This window comes from Polaromonas sp. P1_E1_2 (genome assembly GCF_056406035.1).
In genome coordinates this window covers 1-4464 of record NZ_JBFUAZ010000343.1, presented here as the reverse complement: position 1 = coordinate 4464, position 4464 = coordinate 1, and the positions used below count along the sequence as shown (strand labels likewise).

Below are 4464 nucleotides of genomic sequence, written 5' to 3'. Positions count from 1 at the left end.
GTGTCAACGAAAGCCGGAAAAAAGAATGACGATATTGATAAAAAGTGCACACGCCCAGATGGCAGAGCGGGCTTTGGCCAGGTCAGCGATGTACATCATGATGTAGGCAATGCRCAGCACGACAAAGAGCAATGCCAGGATGTCCAGCCGTGTCTGCCCTGCCTGCAGGACGTGCGCAATGATGACTGCTGCAAAGAAAAAGGGCAGCGCCTCGAATGTGTTGGCTTGCGCGGCGTTGGCCCGGGCACGCCAATCGGTTTGCTGCGCCAGCCAGCCTCGCGGGTTGTGGTTGTCATATCCACCATCACGCCGCGGGGTGCTCATCGTGCCGTATTTGGCAATGGCGGCACACACAATGGGCAACAGGGCCGCAATCAGAACACACCAGTAGGCAATGGTGAAGCGTGCGAATGTCATGGTGGGTTCCTTTCGTTATGGTCGCCCGCTGCGGGCATGAAGCTGTCAAGATAAAACTAAAAACACCGCCCTCACCTGCGGTCCACCAACGCGTGGGCAATGGTGCCCAGGTCTACGTATTCAAGTTCGCTGCCCACCGGCACTCCGCGCGCCAGGCGCGTCACCTGGACGCCGCGGCTTTTCAGCGCCTGTGCAATCACGTGTGCAGTGGCTTCACCTTCGGCCGTGAAATTGGTCGCCAGGATGACTTCCTGCACTTCGCGCGATGCAGGCGGCAATGCCTCGCCGCGCTCGTTCTTGGGCACCACGCGGTCAAACAGTTTTTGCAAGCCGATGTCGTTGGGGCCTATGCCGTCAAGCGGACTCAGCTTGCCCATGAGCACAAAATAAAGGCCCTTGTAGGCCAGCGTGCGCTCAAGGGCAGCCTGGTCGGCCGGTGTTTCGACCACGCACAGTTTGCTGCGGTCACGCTGCGGGTTGGCGCAGGTGGTGCAAACCTCCTGCTCCGTCAGCGTGTTGCACAAGGTGCAATGCCGCACGCTATTGACGGCGTGCTCCAGCGCACGGGCAATCTGCAGCGCGCCGGGCTTGTCGTGCTGCAGCAAATGAAAAGCCATGCGCGCGGCCGACTTGGCGCCCACGCCCGGCAGCTTGCGCAAGGCCTGGGTAAGGCCTTCGAGAGCGTTGGAGTCAGCCATGTGGCAGCAGCGACCGAGCGTTGTACCCGCTTTCGCAAGCAGGGGCCGCGGAACCGGCTTTGCCGGGCCGCAGGCGCAGCGGCCCCCTCGGGGGGCAGGGAGCTACACGCAGTGAGCGACCGTGGGGGCTCACAACTTTAGAAGGGCAGCTTCATGCCGCCAGGCAGACCGGGCATACCGGCCGTGAGCTTGCCCATTTTCTCGTTGCTCACTTCTTCGGCCTTGCGCACGGCCGCGTTGAACGCAGCGGCTACCAGGTCTTCCAGCATGTCCTTGTCGTCGGTCAGCAGGCTGGGGTCAATTTCAACGCGTTTGACATCGTGCTTGCAGGTCATGGTGACCTTCACCAGACCGGCGCCGGCCTCAGCGGTGACTTCCACAAATGCCAGTTCTTCCTGGGCTTTCTTGAGGTTGTCCTGCATCRCCTGCGCCTGCTTCATGAGGCCCGCGAGTTGTCCTTTGTTAAACATGGTAGTTCCTTTAAAACTTGAAATCGAGGTGTGCTTTGCGTCTGAAATTTCGTCGAAATTGGGGGCAGAAATTGGTTTTAAAACCTGCCTTTGATCATATCGACTTCGCGGCCAGCGGCCGGATGCTGCCGGGGACAATTTTGGCGCCCCAGTCGCGAATCATGTCCTGCACAAACGGGTCGTTCTGGATCATTTCTTCGGCAGCGCGCTGCCGCTCGGCCTGTGCTGCCGCATTGCGGCGGGCCGGGGTGTCGGTGACGGGCCCCACTTCCACCGCGAGCCGCAGGGCCGCATCGCCAAGATGCGCCTGCAGTGCGGCTTGCAGCTTTTCACGCGCTGCCGCCTGGTTCAGCGACTCGCGCTCCACCCTTAGCGTCCACAGCCCATCGGCCTGGCTGCGCAGCTCCGACTGCAGGCCCAGCTCACGCGTCAGTGCCGCCACAGCCTCGGCGGCCACCAGCTGGTTGACAGTCTGGCTCCAGACTTCGCCGTGCGGAACAGGCACCAGAGGCGCAACGGCAGCGGCTGGCGCGCCCTGCTGCGGGCGCTGCTGCGGCAATGGGCGCTCCGGCATCGCCACGGGAGCCGCTACTGAATTGATAGCTGCTTGCGCCCGTTCCGCCTGGACTACAGGCTGTTTTTGTTCAAGATTTTGAGGCGCGGGTGGTTCTTGTGACACGCGCGCTGCAGCAGGGGCAGGCTGATCATGTGCGGGTTCAGGTGCGGCGGCAGGCGCCGGCGCCAAACGCCGCTCAGGCAAAGCCACGGGCGCATGGGCCCGCGCCACCTCAGGCTGGGGCTTTTTTCCGGGCTCGGCGGCACCCCCCGCATGGGTGGTAGCCGAAGCCGAGGGTTTGAAGGCCAGCAAGCGCAGCAGCACCATGGTCAGGCCCGCATATTCATCGGGCGCCAGGCCCAATTCACCGCGGCCATGCAGGCACAGGCTGTAAAGCAGCTGCGTTTCATCGGCGGGCAGCGCCTGGGCCAGCCGCGCCGTCTCCGCGATATCCGGGTCGGCTCCGTCGTCGCCCGCCCCCATCTCGGGTACGGCCTGCAACACCGCCATGCGTTGCAGCACCGTCGTCATTTCCTCCAGGGTGGAAGCCGCGCTCAAGCCGTTCAGCCGCAACGCTTCGGAGGTTTCGACCACGGTTTTGCCGTCGCCGCGCGCCAGGGCGTCCAGCAGGCGGTAGACATAGCTGCGGTCCACGCTGCCCAGCATGGTGCGCACACTGGCTTCTTCAAGCTTGCCGGAGCCAAAGGCAATGGCCTGGTCCGTCAGCGACAGCGCATCACGCATAGAGCCGCGCGCCGCGCGTGCCAAGAGGCGCAGCGCCTGCTGCTCGGCCGGAACGTTTTCAACGCCCAGCACCTGCGTCAAATGCTCCAGCACCGTCTCGGGCGCCATGGGCCGCAGGTTGAACTGCAGGCAGCGCGACAGCACGGTGGCCGGCACTTTTTGCGGGTCGGTCGTGGCCAGCACGAACTTCAAATACTCGGGAGGTTCTTCCAGCGTCTTGAGCATGGCGTTGAACGCCGTGTTCGTGAGCATGTGCACCTCGTCGATCATGAAGACCTTGAAACGGCCGACGACAGGTTTGTAAACGGCTTGCTCCAGCAGCTGGGCAATTTCATCGACACCCCGGTTGGACGCTGCGTCCAGCTCCGTGTAATCCACAAAACGGCCGCTGTCGATGTCGGTACAGGCCTGGCACACGCCACACGGCGTGGCCGTGATGCCGCCCTGCCCGTCCGGCCCCAGGCAATTGAGCGATTTGGCCAGAATGCGCGAAATGGTTGTCTTGCCCACGCCCCGCGTGCCGGTGAACAGGTAAGCATGGTGCAAACGCTGGGTGGCCAGCGCATTGCCCAGCGCCTGCACCACATGCGACTGCCCCACCATTTCCGAGAAATTTTTGGGGCGGTATTTGCGGGCGAGAACGAGATAGGACATCCGCCCATTCTAGAAGAAGCATGTGGCCCCCACGGTCGTTCGCTTCGCGTAACTCCCTGCCCCCCGAGGGGGCCGCCCGCCTGCGGCCCGGCAAAGCCGGTTCCGCGGCTCATGCTGGGTTAAAGAGTCCGCCGCCCGAATGGGGACTATTGCAGAGGGGTCATTCCCAAGTCCCTTACAATCGAGGGTGACGGGCCTTCCCGCATGGTAAAGCGGCCAACCGGGTCAGGTGGGGAACCAAGCAGCCCTAACTGTGGAGTCAGTGCCGGGGTCAAGGCTCGTCACCTTATTCATCTCAAATCCGTGTTTCTTGCGGGTTTTATCCCTAGAGCGGCTTCCCGCTACGGTCTTGTATCACTTGAGTGTGTCACTTCATTCCCAGATGAAGCAGGTGAGTGGCTAGCTCAAGTCGGGTGTTTAGACCTGCCTCTCCGTTGGCGCGGCAACATGCCTGCACCAAGGCACACTTTTCCATGCATATAACCTTCGTCATCCTTGGACTCGGACGAGGAGCCTTTTCTGAACTTTCCTCGGATCGTCAGAAAAATTAGCGCGAGTATCCCAAGCGACCCCAACGCCTGCGCCAAGGAAGCAACATACAACAGCAATGAGTGCAGCTCCACTATTCCTTTTTCGGAGAACAGCGCTAAGGGGTTAAATGCGTTTTGCAACGCTAAGGCGATGCCAGGAAACCGCTCAATAGAGCCGTTGGCCTTTACTTTGAGAGAGTCGTAGCTACACAGTTGGAAAAATAATCCAAATACTGCATTCCATCCCAAGAACACAAATAGTGCCCTCGATGTTGAATTGCACCGAAGTCTGACCCGAGTTTTCCATCGAATTTTGACCCACACTCTTTGTGAGCAGAAGGTGCTCACGATGTGGATAAGTTCTTGGTTTTCTCCTTTTTGGGCTGAGTCTTTGC

The 4464-nt window shown here is 61.0% G+C and carries 5 protein-coding genes and 1 other RNA gene; 1 reads left to right on the top strand and 5 read right to left on the bottom strand.

Going from position 1 to position 4464, the window contains the following annotated elements; all coding sequences use genetic code 11:
* Positions 1–3: 3 nt before the first annotated feature.
* The 4 genes from AC1D1P_RS15200 to dnaX form a co-directional block, all read right to left on the bottom strand.
* Positions 4–417 (bottom strand): MAPEG family protein, encoded by a 414-nt coding sequence (locus AC1D1P_RS15200; RefSeq protein WP_477673558.1) that lies wholly within the window; start codon positions 415–417, stop codon positions 4–6.
* A 71-nt stretch (positions 418–488) separates the two neighbouring features.
* Positions 489–1115 carry a recombination mediator RecR gene (gene recR / locus AC1D1P_RS15195; protein WP_457278638.1) on the bottom strand — a complete coding sequence of 209 codons (627 nt, stop codon included), beginning with the start codon at positions 1113–1115 and terminating at the stop codon, positions 489–491.
* Between the two features lie 137 nt (positions 1116–1252).
* The gene (locus AC1D1P_RS15190; RefSeq protein WP_477673557.1) at positions 1253–1585 is read right to left on the bottom strand and encodes a YbaB/EbfC family nucleoid-associated protein; all 333 of its coding nucleotides are present in this window, start codon (positions 1583–1585) and stop codon (positions 1253–1255) included.
* Positions 1586–1679: 94 nt separating this feature from the next.
* On the bottom strand, positions 1680–3539 hold the full coding sequence (gene dnaX, locus AC1D1P_RS15185) for a DNA polymerase III subunit gamma/tau (protein WP_477673556.1): 1860 nt from the start codon (positions 3537–3539) through the stop codon (positions 1680–1682).
* A gap of 189 nt (positions 3540–3728) precedes the next feature.
* Here dnaX and ffs point away from each other — a divergent pair.
* Positions 3729–3825: signal recognition particle sRNA small type (gene ffs, locus AC1D1P_RS15180), an RNA gene on the top strand.
* A 118-nt stretch (positions 3826–3943) separates the two neighbouring features.
* Here ffs and AC1D1P_RS15175 read toward each other — a convergent pair.
* A partial coding sequence (locus AC1D1P_RS15175) for a hypothetical protein (RefSeq protein ID WP_477673555.1) occupies positions 3944–4464 on the bottom strand: 521 nt, incomplete at its 5' end.